Raw genomic sequence first — 21583 nt, 5'->3', positions numbered from 1 at the left:
CGCAGTCTATAGGTGGCGCTGATTTTTGACGGAACCGCGAATGAGCAACACGATCTTCGTCCTGAACGGCCCGAATCTCAATATGCTGGGAAAACGGGAGCCGGGCATTTACGGCGGCAAGACGCTGAAGGATATTGAGAACGACTGCGTGGCGGCTGGTGAAGGGCTTGGCTTTTCTGTCGAGTGCCATCAGTCCAATCATGAAGGCGTTCTTGTGGATCTGTTGCATGAGGCGGGCGAACGCGCCGCCGGTATCGTCATCAATCCCGGCGCCTATGGCCATACATCGATTGCTCTGCATGATGCCATCCGCGCCATTTCCGTTCCCGTCGTGGAAGTTCACATCTCCAACATCCACGCCCGCGAAGAATTCCGCCACAAATCGATGATAGCGCCCGCTGCAAAAGGCATGGTCTGCGGCTTCGGGCCTTACGGCTACATCATGGCGCTCAACGCCTTGAAGAACATCACGGCATAAAAAGAAACAATCAGAATAGGGTTTGTCATGTCTGAAAAGAAAAACGGTATCGACAAGGAACTGATCCGCGACCTCGCGAACATCCTCAACGACACCGATCTTTCCGAGATCGAAGTCGAGCAGGACGATCTGCGCATCCGCGTGTCGCGCTCCGCACCGCCTGCAACCGTCTATGCCGCGGCTCCCCAGTATGCCCCTGCACCCGCCGCAGCGCCTGCGGCCCCCGCAGCAGCACCTGCCGCCGCCGCTGCACCGGCTGCTCCGGCACGCAACCCTGCAAACACCGTCACCTCCCCGATGGTCGGCACTGTTTACCTGTCGCCGGCACCAGGCGCACGCGCCTTTGTTGAAGTCGGCGCCACCGTCAAGGAAGGCCAGACCATTCTCATCGTTGAAGCCATGAAGACTATGAACCAGATTCCGGCTCCGAAATCCGGCAAGGTAACGGAAATCATTGTCAATGACGCGCAGCCCGTGGAGTATGGTGAAGCCCTCGTGGTCATCGAATAAGGGCAGCTCACATGGTTTCCAAGATCCTCATTGCCAACCGCGGCGAAATCGCCCTTCGCGTGCTTCGTGCCGCCAAGGAACTCGGTATCCCGACGGTTGCCGTTCATTCTACGGCTGACGCGGATGCCATGCATGTGCGCCTCGCCGACGAGAGCGTGTGCATCGGCCCGCCGCCATCGCGTGACAGCTACCTCAACATCCATCAGATCGTTGCGGCCTGCGAAATCACCGGCGCGGACGCGGTTCATCCCGGCTACGGCTTCCTCTCTGAAAACGCCAAGTTTGCGGATATTCTCGACGCGCACGGCATCACCTTCATTGGGCCGACCGCCGAGCACATCCGCATCATGGGCGACAAGATCACCGCCAAGCAGACCGCTCAGGAACTCGGCATCCCGGTCGTTCCCGGCTCCGATGGCGAGGTAAAGCCTGAAAACGCGATGGAAATCGCGCGTTCGATCGGCTTCCCCGTTCTGATCAAGGCCACAGCAGGTGGCGGTGGTCGCGGCATGAAGGTCGCCAAGACCGAAGCCGATCTCGATGAGGCCGTCTCGACCGCGCGTTCCGAAGCGCTTGCTGCTTTCGGCAACGACGCTGTTTACATGGAAAAGTATCTCGGCAAGCCGCGCCATATCGAGGTGCAGGTGTTCGGCGATGGCGAAGGAAAGGCAATCCACCTTGGCGAACGCGACTGCTCGCTGCAGCGTCGTCACCAGAAGGTACTGGAAGAGGCCAACTCCCCTGCTCTCACCGTCGAACAGCGCATGGAGATCGGCGAGATTTGTGCCAGCGCTATGCGCAAGCTCAAATATCGCGGTGCAGGCACCATCGAGTTCCTCTACGAAAACGGCGAGTTCTATTTCATCGAAATGAACACCCGTCTGCAGGTGGAGCATCCGGTCACGGAAGCGATCACGGGCATGGACCTCGTGCAGGAGCAGATTCGCGTTGCTTCCGGACAGGGCCTTTCCGTTACGCAGGCTGATATCGAATTCCACGGCCACGCCATCGAATGCCGTATCAATGCCGAAGACCCGCGGACATTCGTCCCCTCTCCCGGGACGCTGACCTATTTCCACACGCCCGGCGGTCTCGGCGTTCGTGTGGATTCGGGTGCCTATCAGGGCTACAAGATCCCGCCTTACTACGACAGCATGATCGGCAAGCTCATCGTTCACGGTCGCGACCGTGACGAGTGCATTCGCCGCCTGCGCCGCGCACTCGACGAGTTCGTCGTCGATGGCATCAAGACCACGCTTCCGCTGTTCCAGGATCTGCTTCAGAACGAAGACATTCTGAACGGCAATTACGATATTCACTGGCTGGAAAAATATCTGGCCGGCGACGCGCACTAGGGAATGGGGCGGCGCAGCAGAGATAGCGATATTACTGTCGATATGCTGCTGCGCGCCTATTCCATCGGCCTCTTCCCGATGGCCGAGGCGGCTGATGACCCCGAGCTATTCTGGGTCGAGCCGGACCTGCGGGGCATCATCCCGCTCAACGATTTTCACGTCTCAAAAAGTCTCGCAAAAGCCATTCGAAAGAAGCCTTTCGATATTCGCTTCGACACGGCCTTCACTGCCGTCATGGCCGGATGTGCCGCAGAAGCGCCGGACCGCCCTAACACCTGGATCAACGAGACGATCCGCAAGCTCTATACCGAGTTACATGAGATCGGCCACGCGCATAGCGTGGAGGCTTGGGAGGGTGATGAACTGGTCGGCGGTCTCTACGGCGTGTCGCTGGGTGCTGCCTTCTTCGGCGAGAGCATGTTCTCCCGCCGCACCAATGCCTCGAAAATCTGCCTCGTTCATCTGGTGGAGCGACTGCGCGAGAAGGGCTTTGTGCTGCTGGATACCCAGTTCACCACCGAACACCTGAAGACCTTTGGCGCGATCGACGTTCCCAAGGATGAGTATACAAAGATGCTGGACCTGGCTGTGAACCAGGCGGATTTGGAATTCTGATTTCGCGATAGAAAGATTCGCTAGTGTGCGGGATCATTGCGATTCAATTCGCCGCAAAGCAGCAGTCCGGGTCAGACCACACATGCATCAAGCCCAACGTCGGCAACGCATGGAAAGGCTCGTCTGCGCCGAATCAGGGTCTTTTACTTACTTGCTGTGGATGGCGGCGGAACGTCGGAGTCCTGCTTGCAGCCGGTGAGCCAGACGTCGTAGATCGGGTGCTCGACGGCGTTGAGACCAGGGCTATCGGCAAACATCCAGCCGGTGAAGATACGGCGGATCTTGCGGTCGAGGGTGATTTCATCCACTTCGACGAAGGAATCGATCTTCTGCGCTTCTGTGTCGTCGCGCGAATAGCAGACCTTTGGCGTGACCTGCAGCGCACCGAACTGCACCGTCTCGTTGATGTAAACGTCGAAAGAGGTAATGCGGCCGGTGATCTTGTCGATCCCGGAGAAGACGGCGACCTTGTTTTCAAGGCGGGCGGCGGAAGCTGGAGACACGAGACCCACTGCCGGAAGAAGCGCCAGAAGCGAAACCGCCAGTGCACGCAAAGATACATCCCGCGTGAATGTTCTCATATCAAACCATCTCCAGAAAACTGCCCCGCTTATCGAAGCGCCCATCACGCCTAAAGATCGAATGTGGCAAAAGCGGGTGGCGGCCATGATGAAATGCCCGCCCTTTTTCGCCCCGATGCACACGGAGCCTCGGGTGAAATTGATCAGCCGCCGGGCGTCCAGGCGTCGTAGTCACCGGTCACGCGCGGGCGCTCGCCGGGAACAGCGATCGAACCCTGAGGACGGTAGGCCTGGGCGGAACCGGTCAGGTTTGGCTGGTGCGGCTTCTGCCAGTCGCGTGCGACATAGCTTTCCTTGCTAGGCGGCGTGTCGGTGCGGTAATGCATCCAGCCGTGCCAGCCGGGCGGAATTGCCGACGCTTCCGCATAGCCCTTGTAGATCACCCAACGGCGCGGCATGCCCCAGGAGGTCGTGCCACCTTCGTAGTAGGTGTTGCCGAACTCGTCCTGCCCCACCTTCTTGCCGAAGCGCCAGGTATGGAAGCGCGTTCCGATTGTCTGGCCGTTCCACCATGTGAAGATTTGCAGCAGAAGAGTCTTCATTATCCGTTCCTCGGGCTTTTCACATGCGTCGCTTTCGCATTCGCACAGCCAGAAGCTTATGACGTTGTCACCAACGATTGTCCAGCTTTTCCAACGGAGCGACGATTATTTCAGCTTCAGCCGGAAGCCAAAATGACGCTTCTCGAAGCCTAGCTTCTCATAAAAGCGATGGGCATCGATCCGCGCCATATTGGAGGTCAGTTGCACACCCGAGAGACCACGCTTCTCAGCTTCAGAGATGCAGTATCGGATCATCGTTGCGCCGATACCGCGACCGCGCATATCCTCTCTGGTCTGCACCCCTTCCACCACCATCCAGACCGCGCCACGGCCGGCGAGCTTGGTGAGAATCACCGTCTGGAAGGTGCCGATCACTTGGCCGTCGAACTCAGCGACGTAAAGCGTTTCGAGGGTCGACATGGCGATCGCCCTGAAGGCCGCAAGATAATCTGGCATCGCTGCTTCATCGGTGGTGTCGCCATGCCCGCCCACATCATCGGCAGCGAACATTGCAGCGATTGCCGCGATATCCGCTTCGCGTGCTTCGCGAATGATCAGACCATCCATTCTCTTACCGCCTCAAGCTCTTTTCCATCACGATTCCAGGCATCCCCTCGACGCCTGCCATGCGCTCGATTCGATCGACTTCGGAGAAGCCGACGCCTTCATAGAAGGCAATTGCGACAGTATTTTTAGGCTCGACTTCAAGCCGCATGATTTCCGCGTCGGGAAAGCAGGTTTCCAGTTCGGCAAAGAGATCACGCCCCACCCCCTGACGCTGGAACTGAGGATCGACATAGAGCTGATAGAGAAGTGCTGTTTTCGCCATGCTGGTCGACATGAGAGCATAGGCCATGCCACCGATACGCTTGCCATCATCGGCAACCAGAAACTCGCCACCCTTTTTCTCAACGCGCTCCTTCAAGGCCTTTGGCGTATGCCACAGAGCGATCATCTCGTTGACCTTGTCTGCGCCATAGATTGGATCATAGGTCGCGTGCCAGGTCTTCGTCAGCAAAGACCGGACAGGCTCGATATCGCGCTCGCTTGCGGTGCGAATGAAGAACACCATCATTACTCCTATCAAAACAGAAACGCCGGGAGTGATCCCGGCATTGCTTGTAGCTTCTTGTCGTCACCTAGGATTCACAGGAGGGTGACGGGGCAAAGGGTCGCGGGCCTCTTATGCAAAAAGCCCGAAAGCGACTTATTCCTCGATACCGAGCTTGGCTTTCACCAACTCCTGCACGGCCTGCGGGTTGGCTTTGCCGCCTGTCGCCTTCATCACCTGGCCGACGAACCAGCCGGCAAGTGTGGGCTTTGCCTTGACCTTTTCCACCTGATCCGGGTTCGCAGAAATGATTTCGTCCACAGCCTTTTCGATGGCGCCGGTGTCCGTCACCTGCTTCATGCCGCGGCTTTCGACGATCTCTGCCGGGTTGCCGCCCTCGTTCCAGACGATCTCGAACAGATCCTTGGCGATCTTGCCGGAGATCGTGCCAGCCTTGATGAGATCAATGATGCCGCCAAGCTGGTCGGGCGAAACAGGCGTTTCCTCGATGGACTTGCTGGACTTGTTCAGTGCGCCGAGCAGATCGTTGATAACCCAGTTGGCAGCCGCCTTCGGATCACGTCCGGCAGCCACGGCCTCGTAATAATCGGCGATCGCCTTTTCCGATACGAGGATAGAGGCATCGTACACAGACAGGCCGAGTTCCGAAACGAAACGGGCCTTCTTGTCGTCGGGCAGTTCCGGCAGACCGACCTTCAGGCTTTCCACGAAGGCATCGTCGAATTCCAGCGGCAGCAGGTCGGGATCGGGGAAATAACGATAATCATGCGCATCTTCCTTGGAGCGCATGGAGCGCGTCTCGCCCTTGCCCGGATCAAAGAGACGGGTCTCCTGGTCGATGACGCCGCCGTCTTCGAGAATGGCGATCTGGCGGCGCGCTTCATATTCGATGGCCTGGCCGACGAAGCGGATGGAGTTGACGTTCTTGATCTCGCAACGCGTGCCGAAACCCTCGCCCGGGCGACGAACAGAGACGTTGACGTCGGCGCGCATGGAGCCTTCGTCCATGTTGCCGTCGCAGGTGCCGAGATAGCGGACGATGGAGCGCAGCTTTGTCAGATAGGCCTTCGCCTCATCGGAAGAGCGCATGTCCGGCTTGGAAACGATTTCCATCAACGCAACGCCGGAGCGGTTCAGGTCGACGAAGGACATGGTCGGATGCTGGTCATGCATCGACTTGCCGGCGTCCTGCTCGAGATGCAGACGCTCGATGCCGATCTCGATATCTTCGAAATTCCCCTGACGGTCCGGACCGAGCGAAATCGTGATGGTGCCTTCACCCACGATCGGATCCTTGAACTGCGAGATCTGATAGCCCTGCGGCAGGTCGGGATAGAAGTAGTTCTTGCGGTCGAAAATGGAACGGTTGTTGATCTTGGCCTTGAGACCAAGTCCGGTACGAACCGCCTGCGCCACGCATTCTTCGTTGATGACCGGCAGCATGCCAGGCATGGCCGCATCGACGAGTGACACGTTGGAATTCGGCGCATTGCCGAAGGTCGTGGAAGCGCCGGAGAAGAGCTTCGAATTGGACAGAACCTGCGCGTGGACCTCCATGCCGATGACGATTTCCCAGTCGCCAGTGGCGCCGGGGATAAAACGCTTCGGGTCGGGTGTGCGAACGTCTACAAGGGTCATATCAAGCTCATAAGATACGGAATTTCTATCCGTGGTGAGGTAGAGCAAATGGTCCGGAGGTGCAAGACTTCTAAGGCGCTTACGGACAAAGGCCTACCTTTTTCGCGATCCGGAATGCCAAGCGAGCGGGATTTGGATTATAGAGCCCATCATGACATTCATTCCCGCGGCTCTTGGCCTCTATACCGTTCTCAACATCACAACCTTCTTCCTCTTTTGGTGGGACAAGAGGGCCGCAAAACAAGGTGACAGACGCATTCGCGAAAGGACATTGCTCCTCTTCGCGCTCATGGGGGGAAGTCTCGGCGCGGTGACAGCACAACATATGTTGCGCCACAAGACACGCAAGCAGCCGTTTTGCGGACTGCTCTTCGCCATCATCGCTCTTCATATTGCGGCGGTGGTCGTGTGGGCGTTCTTTGCCGGAACAGTGTAACCATCGCCATCAGCGAAACTCCAGGCGGAAATTGTTGGCGAGTTTGCAGCCGCTGCTCGTCGCGATATGCTGGGTCCATGATAACCACACCGTGCCCCATTTATGTGTTTAGAAGTGACAGGTTCGCCTCCTCAGGCGACACAGTCGTCAGCGTGGCGCCGCAAGAGTATGTTGCCTCCGTGTATGGTGCCGGCGGAGCCCTCGGTGAGGATGGTCTTTCGTCGGCCTTTGGAGGATCGGTGATTTTCAAGAACGACCAGACAGGGGAACGCTTTGTCGGTGTCTGGGGAGCCCGTAATGCCTCACGCTTTCGCAGCGATATTAGAGCGCAGGTGCTAGTCGTCATTCACAAGCGAGAACCAAATGCTCGGCTTTATGTATGGAACACAAAGAAGAAGCGTTCTCGACGGAATATATGCGGTGAGGTCAAGTAGGTGCTGACCCTCATGTTGCCTGCAGCCGGCAGAAACAAGCCCTATAGAGAGCTTAAGGGCTAAAGCGCGGTCCGGGCAGAAGTGCGGTTTTGCCACCACGACATAGAGCGTATGAGCGAATCTCAAAGATCGCGACACGCTTTAGAAAGATGGTCCATAGGTCGTCGTGTCGAACTCTTTCAGCTCCTTGCGCAGGCCGATGGTCTGGACTTCGCGGTCGAGCTTTCGCGCGTATTTCATCGACAGCCAACTGACATTGTAGCCATGCTTGCGAAAGAAGGAGAGCGCCCGCTCGTTGCTGGCGTGGCTTTCAAGCCTGATCGAGTAGAAACCAGCCGCAAGCACCTGCTCTTCGACCGCACTGAGGAGCTTGCCGCCCAGGCCTTGCCGATGAAGGCGCGGATCGATCCAGAAGTCCGAGATCATATCGTCGGAGTTTTCGCGCGCCGCCCATCCTGCGGGCATGCCGTGTCTTTCGACAACGAGGATGCGATGCCAGAAGGATTGCGTGAAGCCTGCAAAGGCTTCTGCCGCGTTCGTTTCCAGGACAGCCGTCAGCCCCAGCGCAGAGCTTGCGACCCGCCATGCCTGCAGGCCGATGGCCGCAAGATGGGGCGCATCCTGTTCATTTGCGTTGCGAATGACGATCACGTTCTGGTCCCTATGGCCCGACGAGATAAAGCATCGGCCCAGCGATTCTTCCAGTCGTATCGGAAATGACCGGGTGGATTTGGCCGATTCTTGACTGAAAGGCAGCAAGCTCTTAATCAGAAACGACCAACTTTGGAGTTTTGATGTTCTCTCAATCGGAGTCCCGGTAAAGGCCCTGCCCGCAAGTCTCTTGCGTGCCGGGCCATGTTGAAACCGAGCCGGATGCCAGTGGCACCCGGGGTTGTTTTCACGCGTCCATATGGACGCAAGCCGGATTCCAACAATGGACATTTCACGCGCAGAACAGCGCATCCTCCACCTGCTCGCGCAGGGTGGCAGAATTGAACTGACACGAGACGAGAACCGCAAGATCGAGAAAGTCGTGCTTTACACGCGCGACGGCTGGGTTTTCAGCGGGCTCGACCTCACCACCTTCCGCAAACTGAAGAGCAAAAGAGCAATCTCGTCCTCCAAAAGCCAGCCTTATCGCATTACCACGCGTGGGTTGGAACTGGTCAGAGGCGAACTCGACAATCGCTGAGAACAAGGGGGCGGCGGTCAGACACCCGTCGCTCCTATCCAAGCTTCGCGTCATCATGCGCTGGACGACAAGCAACGTGGCTTTGGAGGCCTAATGCTAGATAGTCGCAACGAGTGCTGCGAGTTGATCTGTGGCAGCGCCCCAGCCTTCATGAAAGCCCATGGCCTCATGCGTCTTCTTGTCTTCTTCCGTCCAGTGGCGTGCCATGGCTGTGTACTTGGTCTTGCCATCGCCCAGCGGTTCAAGAAGGACAATGCCGGTCATGAACGGCTTTTCGGATGGTATCCAGGCGGTCTTGAAAGCGTCGGTAAAGACGATCTTCTCATTCGGCACGACTTCCAGATAAACGCCGCGGTTGTCGACCACCTCGCCGTTTGGTCCGGTCATGACGATGACGCTTGAGCCGCCTGTGCGAACGTCAAGTTCAGCGTGAGACACGCCCCAGGGCTTTGGACAGAACCATTGTTTCAAAAGCTCCGGATCGGTCCAGGCGCGAAAAATCTTCTCCCGCGGCGCGTCGATCTCGCGCATCAGGACGAGTTCATGCCTTGCTGTTTCAGATGACATCATTGCCTCCCGTGATGGTCTGCCGCACAGCATAGCAGAGGATCAGTGGAGAAAAAGGCGGCTCTTACAGAGGTTTCTCCAGCCGCACTTTCTGAAGCTCCACCTTCATGCTCTCCGACCATTGAAGGCCCTGCCAGACGATGGCGAAACCACAACCTTCGTAGGCGCGGATGGCATTGACGTTCCTGGCATGCGTGGCGATTTTTGCCGTCGGAATATCTGCGCTGCGCATCTCCTCCAGAAAATGCTCAACCAAGGAACGACCAATGCCTCTGCATTGGTGCTCAGGGTCAATCCAGATATCGGATATGTCGTCCGGCTCTCCAGCACGCGCCCCCCAGCCGACGATCGCACCGTCGATCTCTGCAACCACGAGATCGCAGTTGGTCTCTTTGGCAAAGACTTCAAACTCGCCGCGCACCCGTTCGATTACAACGGGATCGAGATAGGTATCTTCAAATGCACTGCTTGATTGCCAGGCGCGAAAACCGATGAGGCCGACCGCATTGCGATCGGCCTCTGTCATGGCTCGAATGATGAGACCGCTTACCACCACTTGGCGGGCGTGAACTTGCCCGCTGCCTGCTCGATGGCATGCGCCGTCTTGAACAGCGTTTCTTCCTCGAAAGGCTTGCCGATTAGCTGAAGGCCGAGTGGCAGACCCTTGCCGTCAAGGCCGGCCGGAACGGAAAGACCAGGCAGTCCCGCCATGTTGACGGTGATGGTGAAGACGTCCTGCAGATACATCTTCACGGGATCGGAGGCGAGTTCCTTGTCGCCGATCTCGAAGGCCGAGGATGGCGTGATCGGAGCGAGAACAGCGTCGACGCCTTCGTGGAAGACGTTTTCGAAGTCGCGCTTGATCAGCGTGCGGACCTTCTGCGCCTTAAGGTAATAAGCGTCGTAATAGCCGGCAGACAGAACATAGGTGCCGACCATGATGCGGCGCTTCACTTCCGAGCCAAAACCAGCGGCGCGGCTCTTTTCATACATGTCGGCAATGTCCTTGCCATCGACGCGAAGGCCGTAGCGGACGCCGTCATAGCGAGCAAGGTTGGACGACGCCTCGGCGGGTGCCACGATGTAATAGGCTGGCAGCGCGTATTTGGTATGCGGAAGCGAAATATCGACGACCTCGGCACCGGCGTCCTTCAGCCAGGCAACGCCCTGTGCCCAAAGCTTTTCGATTTCTTCCGGCATGCCATCGACGCGGTACTCCTTCGGAATGCCGATCTTGAGACCCTTCAGCGACTGGCCAATGGCCTTCTCATAATCCGGCACCGGCAGATCGACGGAGGTGGTATCTTTCGCATCGACGCTTGCCATGGACTTCAGCAGGATCGCAGCATCGCGAACATTGCGGGCAATCGGGCCGGCCTGATCGAGCGAGGATGCATAAGCGACGATGCCCCAGCGCGAGCAGCGGCCGTAGGTCGGCTTGATACCGACGGTGCCGGTGAAGGCCGCGGGCTGGCGGATGGAGCCGCCGGTATCGGTTGCCGTTGCACCGGCGCAGAGATGCGCCGCGACAGCTGCGGCCGAACCACCGGAAGAACCGCCGGGAACGAGGTTCTTGTCAGAACCCTGCGCGCGCCAGGGGTTTACGACGGGGCCGTAATAGGAGCTCTCGTTCGACGAGCCCATGGCGAATTCGTCCATGTTCAGCTTGCCGAGAAGCACGGCGCCGGCATCCCACAGGTTCTGGGTCACGGTGGATTCATATCTGGGCTTGAAGCCATCCAGCACATGCGAGCAGGCCTGGGTGTGGATGTCACGGGTGGCGAACAGATCCTTCACGCCAAGCGGAATACCCTCCAGCGCGCCACCGTTTCCAGCGCCAAGCCTCTCATCCGATGCCTTGGCCATCTCGCGCGCCTTGTCATGCGTCGTCACGACATAGGTGTTGAGCTTGTCGTTGGCGGCATCGATGGCGTTCAGATAGGCATCCGTCAGTTCGACGGCGGAAAATTCCTTGGCCTTCAGTCTGTCACGCGCTTCGGCAATGGTGAGGCTGGTCAGTTCGGTCATATCGGCAACAGCTTTCGAAACTTTTGAATTTTCAACGTGGGAGCAAGCGGGCAGCGCTTACTCGACCACTTTCGGCACCATGAAGAAATTGCGGTCGGTGGCCGGCGCATTTGCAACGATGTCATCGGCTTTGTCGCCATCCGTCACTACGTCGGCGCGCTTCTTCATCGCCACCGGCGTCACCGAGGTCATAGGCTCGACGCCATCCACATTCACTTCCGACAGCTGCTCCACGAAGCCGAGAATGCCGTTCAACTGGCCAAGCATGGTGTTGGCTTCGTCTTCGCTAACGGCAATGCGGGACAGGCGCGCGACGCGCTTCACGGTGGCAAGATCGACGGACATGGTTCTACTCCGGTCAAGAATTTTCTACCCGCTATAATGACCATGCCCGTCCTTCGCAACGGTAGAAAGCGTGTCGCGGCCCTCTGCGGCGCAGTTTTGGGCCAAGACACGCCGATGCCGGGTCATCAGAATGTCAGGACTTGACCAACCTTCGGTACGTCAACCCGCGTCTGCGAACCATCCATACCCGAGACGAACTTGTCCGCCGTCTGGTCGACAATCGGGAATGAGCCGTAGTGGCAGGGAATGGCGTGGCGGAACTTGAAGAAGCGCTGGCAGGCAAGTGCAGCCACAGCCCCACCCATGGTAAAGCGATCGCCGATGGGAACGAGGCCGACGTCCGGCTCGTGCAACTCGTTGATCAGCCCCATGTCGGAGAAGATATCCGTGTCGCCCATGTGATGGACCGACGGGCCGTCTTCGAAATGCAGCATCAGGCCATTGGCATTGCCGAGTGCATGCGACACACCGTCCTCGGTGATCTGCGCGGAAGAGTGCAGCGCATTGGTAAAGGTGACGGAAAAGCCGTCGAAGCCAACCGTACCGCCGGTGTTACCCATCTCAAGTTTCTGGACACCCTTGGAGCCGAGCCATGCGGCAAGATCGGCATTGGCCAGCACTGTCGCTCCCGTTTCTGCCGCCAGCTTCACCGTATCACCCACATGGTCGCCATGGCCGTGGGTCAGGAGAATATGGGTGATGCCGTTTGCTGCGTCCTTGGCGTCCTGTCCGGCAAAGCCTGGATTTCCGGTGAAAAACGGATCGATCAGGATCTTTGCGTGGCCTGTTTCTAGACGGAAAGCCGAATGGCCTAGCCAGGTGATTTTCATCGAAGTTCTCCTTTGTGTTCCTGCCATCTTATGAGATAGGACGACCCATAAAACCCAAAACCTTACTTTGGAGTGATAAGATGGCCGCAGATAATGACGACTATGTGTATGACGAAGCGACCGGCGAATGGCGCCCTGCCTCGGAAGTCGCAGCCGCGGCGGCCAAGGCCAATGAGGTTCGCGATGCCGCAGGCAACCTGCTTGCAGATGGTGATTCCGTTACGCTGATCAAGGATTTGAAGGTCAAGGGTACGAGCACCACGCTGAAGCAGGGAACCGTGATCAAGTCGATCCGACTGACCGACAATCCAGAAGAGATCGATTGCAAAAGCGATGCGGTCAAGGGTTTGGTATTGCGTACGGAATTTGTCCGCAAGAGATAAAGAGGTCACCGCATGGCGACGCTTACGATAGAGGAACTGGCTGAGACCCTGGGGCCTGGACGGGCGATAGCCGGTCTTGATCTCGGCACCAAGACGATCGGTCTTGCGATGTCGGACCTGTCACGACGGTTCGCCACCCCTCGCCCGGTGCTGAAGCGGATCAAGTTTACCCAGGATGCAGCGCTGCTTCTGGATTTTGCCGCGAAGGAAAAGGTCGCGGCCTTCGTCATCGGTCTGCCGATGAACATGGATGGCTCTGCCGGTCCGCGCGTTCAGGCGACTCGCGCCTTCGTCCGCTCCATGAGCGAGAAGACCGATATCCCCTTCGTCTTCTGGGATGAGAGGCTTTCCACAGTCGCGGCCGAAAGAGCACTTCTGGAAATGGATGTCTCGCGGGCAAAACGCGCCGAACGCATCGATTCCGCCGCCGCAAGTTTCATTCTTCAGGGTGCCTTGGATCGCCTTTCCATGCTGGCGAGAGATGCGTCCATAGAAGGCTGACGCGCACGCCACCATGCGGCAATTGCCTTGCGCTTGCGAAATCCGATGATCGCGAAAACGAGCAGGCTGTCCACCGCGATTGCGCGCGCCACGAGCGGCGGAATCGTCTCGGGAGGAATGCCGAGCACATTGCCATAGATCTGGAACACCAGATCATGCGCCTGCCGCGTCAGCATGAAAAAGCCGAAACTCATGTCGTAGTAGGACAGGAAGTACCAGCTGCCGAGCAGCAGCACGGGACATGCCCACAAAATCAGAAACCACTTCATGCCATCCGCTCCCCTGCCAGGGCCGCTCCAGCCGTCTGCTCGTCAGGCAGCGCTGCAATGACAGCCCAGCGCAGTAACGCCATGATGCACAGGTTCAGCGTCGGCGCATTGAGATCGAGTGGTAGCAGGGCGAAAAACGTCATCATGACGCTCAAAGGTATCCAGCGGCTCACAGCGCTTCCTTCTCATCCAGCTCTTAATTCGTAGTTAACAAATCGTTAACACCATGAACTCACGGTTAACGCGGAGCAAACGAAACCTGCATTTATGGTTAACGGGGGATGCAGGCTGTGGACAAAGCGCAGCGGTCTAGCCGCCATCGGCACGGCCAACGGCGTCTGTTCGATCAACAGCGGAGCGATGAAGTGCGGGCCGGATCAGCCGTAAAGGGCGCGAACGATGCGCTTGACCGCGACGGCGATCTTGTCCCAATCCTTGTCACTCTTCAGCGACACGCCTGAGAACTGGCCATTGGTTGCCCCGGCAATCACCAGATGCTGGATGGAGGCGAAGAGGAGAGCATTGAGCACCACAGGATCGGCGCCCTTTGGCGGCTGCAAGGATCCACGCATGCGGTCGATCCATTTGACCAGCGCCTTCGAGCGCGCGTCAGCCAGTTGCTTGACCTGCTCCGTTTGTTCGGAGAGTTCCCAGGCAATGATCTTGCAGACCAGCGGATCGGCGCGAAGCGCATCGAGATAGGAGAGCATCAGCCGCTCCATCAGGTCGCCATAGGTCAGAAGGAACATGCCGCCTGTATCTTCCGGAATACGGTCCTGCACCCAGGAGCCAAGGTCCTCGCCGATGGCAGAAACCAGGCCTTCGAGACCGCCGAAATAACGATAGATCAGCTGCTTGTCGCAACCGGCGCGACGCGCCACGGCATTGATGCCGAAACCCTGGAAGCCCTCCTCCGCCAGGAGGGACTTCGCCGCAGCAAAGATCGCCTTCTCCGTCGCGGCGCGATCCTTGATGCGCTTTTCCGGCGCGGGCGACATGAGGGCGGCAGTGCCATCGATGGCGAGCATGGCTTTTCCGAATCTCCGATTGGTGACGTATCATGCGCGGTTAGCAAAGAGTTAACAACGCGACAATCGAGACGAAGCCTAGCAACCCTGGCTTTCCTGTGGATGGTGGAAAAGACAGCTGTTTCTTGGGCTCAGGCATCCAAAGACATGCCGAACCATGCGGTGCCGGCCGGCATGCCGGCAAGCGGCGAGAAGCCACGCGATTGCCAGAAGGCAATGCCATTGTAGTTTTCAGGATTGGCACCGAGATGGATGCCCGGAATCCCTTTGCTGCGCGCCATCTCCACCCACATCGACAAAAGCCGAGAACCGCCGCCGGTACCGCGAGCCCGTTCCAACAGGTTCATATGGATATGGGCGGGATAGTTCTGAAGTACCGAAGCGGGCACGGGCGACGGCTGGTGAATGAAGGCAACGCGCTTGCGGTGTTCTTCTGGCAGAGCGTTGGCCTCTTCCTCCGCGAGCGGATAAAGCTCGCGCAGCTGCGGCCACCAAGCCTGCTCCAGCCGTTCTTGGTAAGCTGCGGTATCGGTTGCGCCGACGATGTAGCCACAGATGCCCTCCCAGTCTTCGGCAACGAAAGCGCTGTCTGGGCAAAGATGGAGATAGGGAACGGCATAGATATTACCGACGAGCTTTTCGTCGGCGTAAAGATGCGAGGCGTCCTTGCCCGCGTCGCCCGTTGCAAGGCAGATGGCGTAAAGCGCCTCCTCGTCCTGTGGAACGGCTTTGCGGAAGGTCAGCATCACGACACCGGCGGATAAAGCAGATCGATGATGTAGGTGGGATCAAAGCGGCTATCGAGCATGCCGTAGGTGTGGCGCCAGCCGCCCGCCAGGCGGGTTTCAAGGAAGGCATCGGCAATGCGCCCTGCCCCGATGCGGCAGAGTTCGGCAGCGGCTGCGGCAAGAGCAAACTGCTCCACCAGCAGACGGGCAGCGCCCTCGTCACGCTCACAAAGAGCAATCGCGGCGCGCAGCACGTCGGTGGTCTTCTTGCCGGATGGTCCGAGGTCGCGCTCCAGCGTTTCGAAGACGAGATCGAACAGATCCTTACCACGCTGCAGCACGCGCAGCACGTCGAGCGCCATGACGTTGCCGGAGCCTTCCCAGATGGCGTTGACCGGGGCTTCGCGATAGTGACGCGCAATCGGGCGCTCTTCGACGTAGCCGTTGCCGCCAAGGCTTTCCATCGCCTCGTAGATCAGGGCCGGCGCAATCTTGCAGCACCAATATTTGACGATCGGCGTCATCACGCGAGCGTAAGCCGCTTCCGCCGGGTTGCTGCGGGCGCTGTCGAAGGCAGTTGCCAGGCGGAAGGACAAGGCGGTTGCAGCAGCCACATCCAGCGCCATGTCCGCCAGCACGCGCGTCATCACCGGCTGGTTGACGAGCGGCTTGCCGAAGACCGAACGACCGCGGGCGAAATGAACCGCTTCCGCCAGCGAGGCGCGCATCATGCCAGAGGATGCCAAGGCGCAGTCGAGCCGCGTCAATGTCACCATGTCGAGAATCGTGCGAATGCCGGCACCGGGCTCGCCCAGCAGATAACCGAAGGCATCGCTGAATTCGACTTCGGCCGACGCATTGGAGCGGTTGCCGAGCTTGTCCTTCAGCCGCTGGAAATGCAGGCCATTGGCCGAGCCGTCTTCCAGAAAACGCGGTACGAGGAAACAGCCCATGCCATCGCCCATCTGCGCCAGCATGACGAAGCCGTCGCTCATAGGCGCCGAAAGGAACCACTTGTGTCCGGAGAGCCGATAGATGCCCTCACCCACACGCTCGGCGGTGGTGCGGTTGGCGCGCACATCCGTGCCGCCCTGTTTCTCGGTCATGCCCATGCCGATGGTGACGGCTGTCTTCTGCATGGCGGGCTTTTGCGAAGAATCATACTTGCGCGAGAGGATTTTCGGCGCCCATTCGTTCTGTACGCGCGGCGATGCCATCAACGCTGCAACCGAGGCATGGGTCATGGTGAGCGGGCACAGATGGCCAGCCTCGAGCTGCGCCGTCAGATAGAATTTCGTGGCGCGGGCCTTATGTTCGCTGCCGCGCGTATCGGCAGAATTTTCCCAAGCGGCACTGTGCAGGCCGGAGGACATGGAGCGGCGCATCAGGGCATGCCAGGCGGGGTGGAACTCCACCTGATCCAGACGCTCGCCGCGCGGGCCGTGGGTATGAAGCTGCGGTGTGCTGCGGTTTGCCATGCGCGCCAGTTCCTGGGCTTCGGCAGATGTCACGTAGCGACCGATCTGGTCCAGCTCGTCGCGAAGCGGACGCGAGAGGTTGGAGGTCAGATCGACGATGAGCGGATCGGACCGGTAGGCATTGATCCCGGACCAGAGGCTAGGCTGGTTCAGTTCGGCAAGCTGTTCTTCAGTCCGGTTCATATCTGTCATCGTGTACTTTTATCGGGATTCGCAATTAAATGCCTATATAGGCTCGTTCCCGGCTTATCCCATGCTTGCCGACAAAGCCACCTGTCTTTATAGACCGCGACTGACTATTCCGGCCCGGAGGACAGTTCCATGGTCTATTTTCCCCACCGCCATCTTCTTGGCATCAAGGGGCTTTCCCATCAGGATATCACGCTTCTTCTCGACAAAGCCGACGAGGCCGTGAAGATCAGCCGCCAGCGTGAAAAAAAGACGTCGACGCTTCGCGGTCTGACACAGATCAACCTGTTCTTCGAAGCCTCGACCCGCACGCAATCCTCCTTCGAACTGGCCGGCAAACGGCTGGGCGCGGACGTGATGAACATGTCCGTCGGTAACTCTTCGGTGAAGAAGGGCGAAACGCTGATCGACACCGCAATGACATTGAATGCCATGCGCCCTGACGTTTTGATCGTGCGCCATTCATCCGCCGGTGCGGCAGCGCTTCTGGCGCAGAAGGTTGCCTGCTCGGTTGTCAATGCCGGCGACGGCCAGCATGAGCATCCGACGCAAGCGCTGCTCGACGCGCTGACGATCCGCCGCGCCAAGGGCAGCATCTCTGGCATCACTGTCGCAATCTGTGGTGACGTGCTGCACTCGCGCGTTGCCCGCTCCAACATCATCCTCCTGAACCAGATGGGTGCGCGGGTGCGTGTCGTTGCTCCGCCGACGCTGCTGCCCTCAGGCATCGCCGACATGAGCGTCGAAGTCTATCACGACATGAAGGAGGGCCTGAAGGGCGCCGATGTGGTGATGATGCTGCGCCTGCAGCGCGAGCGCATGGCCGGCTCCTTCGTGCCGTCGGTGCGCGAATACTTCCACTATTACGGTCTCGACGCGGAAAAGCTGAAGGCTGCAAAGGAAGACGCGCTCGTCATGCATCCGGGGCCGATGAACCGCGGCGTGGAAATTTCCTCGGAAGTGGCCGATGGACCGCAGAGCGTCATCGAAGCCCAAGTGGAGATGGGTGTCGCCGTGCGCATGGCGGTGATGGAAACCCTTCTCCTTTCTCAGAACATGGGAGAGCGCGTATGAGTGCCGCGACCGTCCTCAACAATGTGCGTATCATCGACCCGTCGCGCAATCTCGACGAGACCGGAACGATCATCATCGGCGCTGATGGAACGATCCTCGCGGCTGGCAAGGATGCGGAAAACCAAGGTACGCCCGACGGCGCGACGGTGCGTGATGCGAAGGGACTGGTTGCCGTTCCAGGCCTTGTGGATGCGCGCGTCTTCGTCGGAGAGCCCGGCGCAGAGCACCGCGAGACGATCGAGTCCGCCTCGCGTGCAGCCGCCGCAGGCGGCGTGACCAGTTTCATCATGATGCCGGATACGGATCCGGTCATCGATGACATCGCGCTGGTGGAGTATGTGAAGAAGACCGCGCGCGATAAAGCCGTGGTCAACGTGCATCCGGCAGCGGCCCTGACGAAGGGTCTGCTGGGCGAGGAAATGACCGAGTTCGGCATGCTGAAGGAGGCCGGCGCGGTTGCCTTTACCAATGGCCGCAAGGCGCTGTCCGATACGCTGGTGCTCCGCCGCGCCATGACCTATGCCCGTGAGCTCGGGGCCGTCATTTCGCTGGAGACCAGCGACAAATATATCGGCAATGGCGATATGAATGAGGGGCTGCTGGCAAGCTGGCTCGGCCTTCCCGGCATTCCCAAGGAAGCCGAAATCATTCCGCTCGAACGTGACCTGCGCATCGCGGCACTGACGCGCGCCAACTACCATGCCGCCAAGATTTCCGTGCCGGAATCGGCAGAGGCCATCAAGCTTGCGAGAGCCCGCGGCGTGAAGGCCACCTGCGGCATTTCGATCAATCATTTGACACTCAACGAAAACGACATCGGCGAATACCGCACCTTCTTCAAACTCTCGCCACCGCTGCGGTCGGAAGATGATCGCGTCGCTATGGTCGAAGCGTTGAAGCAAGGGACGATCGACATCATCGTCTCGTCGCATGATCCGCAGGATGTCGACACCAAGCGCCTGCCCTTCTCGGATGCGGCAAGCGGCGCGATCGGCCTGGAGACCATGTTGGCCGCAGCGCTTCGGCTGTATCACAGCGATCAGGTGCCGCTGATGCGCCTGATCGACGCGCTGTCGACGCGACCGGCGCAAATCTTCGGACTGGATGCCGGAACGCTGAAGCCCGGCGCCAAGGCCGATATCACCCTGATCGATCTCGATGAGCCATGGCTGGTTTCTGAAAAGAAGCTGGTATCGCGCTCGAAGAACACACCATTCGAGGATGCACGCTTCAGCGGTCGCGCCGTCAGTACATATGTTGCGGGCAACCTTGTTCATTCACTGCAGTAAAAATGGTGGTGCGTAGTAACGCACCTGAAGAGGGGACATAAACATGACTGCATTGACCGTTTGGGAGACAGCGCCGGCATTTCTCTTGGCTGCGGCTGTTATCGGTTACCTGCTCGGCTCCATTCCCTTCGGCCTGCTTCTGACGCGGGCGGCGGGTCTCGGCGACGTTCGCCAGATCGGCTCGGGAAACATTGGCGCGACAAACGTGCTGCGGACCGGCAATAAGAAGCTCGCCGCGGCAACCCTTCTTTGCGATGCTTTCAAGGGCACGGCAGCGGTGCTGATCGCCAATGCGCTCTGGGGATATGAGGCCTCGCTGGTGGCGGGCTTCTTCGCCTTTCTCGGCCACCTCTTCCCGGTCTGGCTCGGCTTCAAGGGCGGCAAGGGTGTCGCGACCTATATCGGTGTGCTGCTCGGCGCCGCTCCGCTGATGATGCTGCTTTTCGCCGCAATCTGGCTGATCACCGCCTTCGTTACCAAATATTCCTCTCTCTCGGCGCTGGTCGCGATGCTGGTCATCCCGATCGTCCTGTGGATTTTGGGACCGGAAAAGACCGCGCTTCTGGTCACGGCCCTCAGCATCATCTCCTGGTACATGCACCGCGAAAACATCAAGCGGCTCCTGGCCGGTACGGAAAGCAAGATCGGCAAGAAGGGCTGAGACGCAATTGTCTCGAAGGTTTGGGGGCAGATATGTCGCGTGATGGCGAGACGAAAAGCGGCATCGCCCTGACGGAGAAGCAGAAGCTTTCCTGGTTGCGGCTGATCCGCAGCGACAATATCGGTCCCGTCACCTTCCGCGATCTGATCAATCACTTCGGCAGTGCTGAAGCGGCGCTGGATGCCCTGCCCGATCTTTCCCGTCGCGGCGGCGCGGCGCGCAGCCCACGCATCGCGACACTCGCTCACGCCGAGCGCGAGATGGAAACCGCAACACGGTTTGGCGCCCGCTTCGTCGGCATCGGCGAGCCGGACTATCCGCCCGCTTTGCGAGAGATAGACGGCGCACCGCCCCTGATTGCGATGAAGGGTTCGAGTGCCACCGTCATCCGACCATCGCTTGGAATCGTCGGCTCCCGCAACGCCTCGATCAACGGCGCGAAGTTTGCGGCAATGCTGGCACGGCAATGCGGACAGGCGGGCTACACCATTGCTTCCGGTCTTGCGCGCGGCATCGACGCCGCCGCTCACGCCGCCAGCCTTTCGACCGGTACCGTCGCCATGCTGGCTGGTGGGCTCGACAAGCCCTACCCGCCCGAGAATTTCCGCCTGCTGGACGATATCTACGCCAATGGCGGTGCGACCATCAGCGAAATGCCGTTTGGCTGGGAGCCGCGTGCGCGCGATTTTCCACGGCGCAATAGGTTGATTGCAGGCGTGTCCCTCGGCGTGCTGATCGTGGAGGCTGCTGAACGCTCCGGCTCTCTCATCACCGCGCGGCTGGCTGGCGATTTTGGCCGGCTCGTTTTTGCGGTGCCCGGCTCACCGCTCGATTCTCGCTGCCATGGCACCAACCGGTTGATCAAGGACGGCGCCACACTGGTGACGGAAGCGGCCGATATTCTCGATGCACTCTCGCCGATGATGGAGCCGCGACTCGACCTGCAGCACGTCGTCCGAGAAGGCACCGGGGATCAACCCATCTCTCAAACCGGAGACCGCGCAGGAGACAAGGAGCGCGCCATCCTTGCCGAGGCGCTCGGCCCCTCGCCGGTCGAAACCGACGACATCATCCGCCACACGGGTTTGCCTGCGGCAACCGTCTATCTTCTGCTTCTAGAACTCGATATTGCCGGAAAATTGAACCGGCATTCGGGTGGACGGATTTCGATGATCATGGCGGATTGAGACGCCAAGGGATCTCTCAAGGGAAGCTTCCGCGTGATGGCGGACGGGAGCATTCCGCCAATCAAAAATTGTCTTCCCATCAGAAAAATTCCAGAAGTTGCATATGGGCATGAAGACAGAAAAACAGGCGTTCCCCCTTGACCGCAGCGCATTACCTGTCCATGTCGAAATAA

Annotated in this window: 28 protein-coding genes; 12 read left to right on the top strand and 16 right to left on the bottom strand. The window is 59.0% G+C overall.

From position 1 onward, the window contains the following. The first annotated feature begins 40 nt into the window (after positions 1 to 40). Genes aroQ through aat form a run of 4 tightly spaced genes read left to right on the top strand, consistent with a single transcriptional unit; the run spans position 41 to position 2958 of the window. Positions 41 to 478, top strand: coding sequence for a type II 3-dehydroquinate dehydratase (aroQ, locus tag EYC79_RS06145; RefSeq protein WP_062425491.1), 438 nt, complete (start codon positions 41 to 43; stop codon positions 476 to 478). A 27-nt stretch (positions 479 to 505) separates the two neighbouring features. Beyond that, on the top strand, positions 506 to 988 hold the full coding sequence (accB, locus tag EYC79_RS06140) for an acetyl-CoA carboxylase biotin carboxyl carrier protein (protein ID WP_062425492.1): 483 nt from the start codon (positions 506 to 508) through the stop codon (positions 986 to 988). Positions 989 to 999: 11 nt separating this feature from the next. Continuing rightward, positions 1000 to 2343, top strand: a complete 1344-nt coding sequence (gene accC, locus EYC79_RS06135; protein ID WP_062425493.1) for an acetyl-CoA carboxylase biotin carboxylase subunit — start codon at positions 1000 to 1002, stop codon at positions 2341 to 2343. A gap of 3 nt (positions 2344 to 2346) precedes the next feature. Next, a complete protein-coding gene (gene aat, locus EYC79_RS06130) occupies positions 2347 to 2958 on the top strand; it encodes a leucyl/phenylalanyl-tRNA--protein transferase (RefSeq protein ID WP_112519026.1) in 612 nt (203 codons plus the stop codon). 143 nt (positions 2959 to 3101) lie between these two features. Here the strand turns inward: aat and EYC79_RS06125 are convergent, their stop codons facing one another. The 5 genes from EYC79_RS06125 to gatB form a co-directional block, all read right to left on the bottom strand. Continuing rightward, on the bottom strand, positions 3102 to 3539 hold the full coding sequence (locus EYC79_RS06125; protein WP_062425495.1) for a DUF2155 domain-containing protein: 438 nt from the start codon (positions 3537 to 3539) through the stop codon (positions 3102 to 3104). Between the two features lie 143 nt (positions 3540 to 3682). Then, a complete protein-coding gene (locus EYC79_RS06120) occupies positions 3683 to 4081 on the bottom strand; it encodes an NADH:ubiquinone oxidoreductase subunit NDUFA12 (RefSeq protein WP_130977447.1) in 399 nt (132 codons plus the stop codon). A gap of 105 nt (positions 4082 to 4186) precedes the next feature. Beyond that, complete coding sequence (locus EYC79_RS06115; protein WP_130977446.1) at positions 4187 to 4648, bottom strand: GNAT family N-acetyltransferase; 462 nt, start codon at positions 4646 to 4648, stop codon at positions 4187 to 4189. A gap of 4 nt (positions 4649 to 4652) precedes the next feature. Then, positions 4653 to 5150, bottom strand: coding sequence for a GNAT family N-acetyltransferase (locus tag EYC79_RS06110; RefSeq protein ID WP_062598332.1), 498 nt, complete (start codon positions 5148 to 5150; stop codon positions 4653 to 4655). Between the two features lie 138 nt (positions 5151 to 5288). Then, the gene (gene gatB, locus EYC79_RS06105; RefSeq protein ID WP_130977445.1) at positions 5289 to 6791 is read right to left on the bottom strand and encodes an Asp-tRNA(Asn)/Glu-tRNA(Gln) amidotransferase subunit GatB; all 1503 of its coding nucleotides are present in this window, start codon (positions 6789 to 6791) and stop codon (positions 5289 to 5291) included. Positions 6792 to 6942: 151 nt separating this feature from the next. Between gatB and EYC79_RS06100 the strand changes: the two genes are divergently transcribed. After that, entirely contained in the window at positions 6943 to 7227 is a 285-nt protein-coding gene (locus EYC79_RS06100) for a DUF1294 domain-containing protein (protein ID WP_130977444.1), read from the top strand. A 575-nt stretch (positions 7228 to 7802) separates the two neighbouring features. On the opposite strand, the gene EYC79_RS06095 is transcribed toward EYC79_RS06100, so the two are convergent. Beyond that, positions 7803 to 8312: a GNAT family N-acetyltransferase gene (locus tag EYC79_RS06095; RefSeq protein ID WP_112519023.1), complete on the bottom strand. Its 510-nt coding sequence runs from the start codon at positions 8310 to 8312 to the stop codon at positions 7803 to 7805. Positions 8313 to 8595: 283 nt separating this feature from the next. On the opposite strand from EYC79_RS06095, the gene EYC79_RS06090 reads away from it, so the two are divergent. Continuing rightward, positions 8596 to 8853 carry a YjhX family toxin gene (locus EYC79_RS06090; protein WP_130977443.1) on the top strand — a complete coding sequence of 86 codons (258 nt, stop codon included), beginning with the start codon at positions 8596 to 8598 and terminating at the stop codon, positions 8851 to 8853. A 96-nt stretch (positions 8854 to 8949) separates the two neighbouring features. On the opposite strand, the gene EYC79_RS06085 is transcribed toward EYC79_RS06090, so the two are convergent. From EYC79_RS06085 to EYC79_RS06065, 5 genes are all read right to left on the bottom strand, one after another. Further along, positions 8950 to 9420, bottom strand: coding sequence for an SRPBCC family protein (locus EYC79_RS06085; RefSeq protein WP_062425500.1), 471 nt, complete (start codon positions 9418 to 9420; stop codon positions 8950 to 8952). A 64-nt stretch (positions 9421 to 9484) separates the two neighbouring features. After that, a complete protein-coding gene (locus EYC79_RS06080) occupies positions 9485 to 9946 on the bottom strand; it encodes a GNAT family N-acetyltransferase (protein WP_130977442.1) in 462 nt (153 codons plus the stop codon). 20 nt (positions 9947 to 9966) lie between these two features. Beyond that, on the bottom strand, positions 9967 to 11448 hold the full coding sequence (gene gatA, locus EYC79_RS06075) for an Asp-tRNA(Asn)/Glu-tRNA(Gln) amidotransferase subunit GatA (protein ID WP_130977441.1): 1482 nt from the start codon (positions 11446 to 11448) through the stop codon (positions 9967 to 9969). A 57-nt stretch (positions 11449 to 11505) separates the two neighbouring features. Further along, a complete protein-coding gene (gene gatC / locus EYC79_RS06070; protein WP_062425503.1) occupies positions 11506 to 11793 on the bottom strand; it encodes an Asp-tRNA(Asn)/Glu-tRNA(Gln) amidotransferase subunit GatC in 288 nt (95 codons plus the stop codon). A 125-nt stretch (positions 11794 to 11918) separates the two neighbouring features. Continuing rightward, positions 11919 to 12623 carry a metal-dependent hydrolase gene (locus EYC79_RS06065; RefSeq protein WP_111847891.1) on the bottom strand — a complete coding sequence of 235 codons (705 nt, stop codon included), beginning with the start codon at positions 12621 to 12623 and terminating at the stop codon, positions 11919 to 11921. Positions 12624 to 12703: 80 nt separating this feature from the next. Between EYC79_RS06065 and EYC79_RS06060 the strand changes: the two genes are divergently transcribed. Both EYC79_RS06060 and ruvX read left to right on the top strand, forming a co-directional pair. Continuing rightward, a complete protein-coding gene (locus EYC79_RS06060; RefSeq protein ID WP_062437738.1) occupies positions 12704 to 13006 on the top strand; it encodes a zinc ribbon domain-containing protein YjdM in 303 nt (100 codons plus the stop codon). Positions 13007 to 13018: 12 nt separating this feature from the next. Then, positions 13019 to 13507 carry a Holliday junction resolvase RuvX gene (ruvX, locus tag EYC79_RS06055; protein ID WP_130977440.1) on the top strand — a complete coding sequence of 163 codons (489 nt, stop codon included), beginning with the start codon at positions 13019 to 13021 and terminating at the stop codon, positions 13505 to 13507. On the opposite strand, the gene EYC79_RS06050 is transcribed toward ruvX, so the two are convergent. The 5 genes from EYC79_RS06050 to EYC79_RS06035 form a co-directional block, all read right to left on the bottom strand. Continuing rightward, positions 13450 to 13776 (bottom strand): DUF6105 family protein, encoded by a 327-nt coding sequence (locus tag EYC79_RS06050; RefSeq protein ID WP_130977439.1) that lies wholly within the window; start codon positions 13774 to 13776, stop codon positions 13450 to 13452. The genes ruvX and EYC79_RS06050 overlap by 58 nt on opposite strands. After that, positions 13773 to 13919 carry a hypothetical protein gene (locus tag EYC79_RS23390; RefSeq protein ID WP_186330212.1) on the bottom strand — a complete coding sequence of 49 codons (147 nt, stop codon included), beginning with the start codon at positions 13917 to 13919 and terminating at the stop codon, positions 13773 to 13775. The genes EYC79_RS06050 and EYC79_RS23390 overlap by 4 nt, the downstream gene beginning before the upstream one ends. A 234-nt stretch (positions 13920 to 14153) precedes the next feature. Continuing rightward, a complete protein-coding gene (locus tag EYC79_RS06045) occupies positions 14154 to 14804 on the bottom strand; it encodes a TetR/AcrR family transcriptional regulator (RefSeq protein ID WP_162743437.1) in 651 nt (216 codons plus the stop codon). Between the two features lie 131 nt (positions 14805 to 14935). Next, a complete protein-coding gene (locus EYC79_RS06040) occupies positions 14936 to 15550 on the bottom strand; it encodes a GNAT family N-acetyltransferase (RefSeq protein ID WP_130977438.1) in 615 nt (204 codons plus the stop codon). After that, positions 15550 to 17202, bottom strand: coding sequence for an acyl-CoA dehydrogenase family protein (locus tag EYC79_RS06035; protein ID WP_062425510.1), 1653 nt, complete (start codon positions 17200 to 17202; stop codon positions 15550 to 15552). The genes EYC79_RS06040 and EYC79_RS06035 overlap by 1 nt, the downstream gene beginning before the upstream one ends. Before the next feature lie 129 nt (positions 17203 to 17331). Here EYC79_RS06035 and EYC79_RS06030 point away from each other — a divergent pair, with 129 nt between their 5' ends. The 4 genes from EYC79_RS06030 to dprA are packed head-to-tail and all read left to right on the top strand — an operon-like array spanning position 17332 to position 21410. Further along, positions 17332 to 18273, top strand: a complete 942-nt coding sequence (locus EYC79_RS06030) for an aspartate carbamoyltransferase catalytic subunit (protein WP_112519017.1) — start codon at positions 17332 to 17334, stop codon at positions 18271 to 18273. Further along, on the top strand, positions 18270 to 19562 hold the full coding sequence (locus EYC79_RS06025; protein WP_130977437.1) for a dihydroorotase: 1293 nt from the start codon (positions 18270 to 18272) through the stop codon (positions 19560 to 19562). Before EYC79_RS06030 ends, EYC79_RS06025 begins: the two co-directional genes overlap by 4 nt. Positions 19563 to 19605: 43 nt before the next feature. After that, a complete protein-coding gene (plsY, locus tag EYC79_RS06020; RefSeq protein ID WP_162739412.1) occupies positions 19606 to 20223 on the top strand; it encodes a glycerol-3-phosphate 1-O-acyltransferase PlsY in 618 nt (205 codons plus the stop codon). 32 nt (positions 20224 to 20255) lie between these two features. Further along, positions 20256 to 21410 carry a DNA-processing protein DprA gene (dprA, locus tag EYC79_RS06015; RefSeq protein ID WP_130977436.1) on the top strand — a complete coding sequence of 385 codons (1155 nt, stop codon included), beginning with the start codon at positions 20256 to 20258 and terminating at the stop codon, positions 21408 to 21410. Positions 21411 to 21583 lie beyond the last annotated feature (173 nt).

This window comes from Agrobacterium cavarae, from assembly GCF_004310285.1.
Taxonomy (GTDB): Bacteria; Pseudomonadota; Alphaproteobacteria; order Rhizobiales; family Rhizobiaceae; genus Agrobacterium; species Agrobacterium cavarae.
Note: the sequence above shows the minus strand (reverse complement) of the source record. Positions and strands in the feature narration are given on the sequence as shown.